The following is a 411-nucleotide window of genomic DNA, read 5'->3' as shown; positions in this document are numbered from 1 at the left end:
CTCCAGCCTTCGGCCCATCACGATCACCAAGTGCCGGATTGATCAGGGACCGGTACGACGCCTGAGTCTTGTGCTTGAGCTGAGGCGATACGGCAGCGAGCCAGCGAGCCGCCCAGTCGCGAACGGTCGTCTGTCCCTCGGCCGGGTCGAGCCAGCGCCCCTCTTCGATCTCGATGCGCTTCCGCATGAGCCAGCGGTCCGCGTCCGTGGTCGTGGCGAACGTCCGATCCGCAGGGCGCAGAACCCCGTCAGGCCCCGGGTAGCGGGCTTGGAACCGGCCGGACGGCAGCTTGCGGACACGGCCGAAGCCCCGGCGGGACTTGCGCTTGCCAGCCATCAGGCAGCCCTCCTGAGTCCCGTGGGCCGCAGAAGGATCGGTTCCACGGTATTGGCGCTCACGTACGCCTCTAC

The 411-nt window shown here is 68.1% G+C and carries 1 pseudogene; it reads right to left on the bottom strand.

Annotated elements, in window-relative coordinates:
- Nucleotides 1-337, bottom strand: a pseudogene (locus tag RM704_RS44885) (tyrosine-type recombinase/integrase); the annotation flags it as partial.
- Nucleotides 338-411: the final 74 nt, after the last annotated feature.

The sequence above is a fragment of the Streptomyces gottesmaniae genome, from assembly GCF_031845845.1.
Classification (GTDB): Bacteria; Actinomycetota; Actinomycetes; order Streptomycetales; family Streptomycetaceae; genus Streptomyces; species Streptomyces akebiae.
This window is presented reverse-complemented; position numbering and strand designations above follow the sequence as displayed.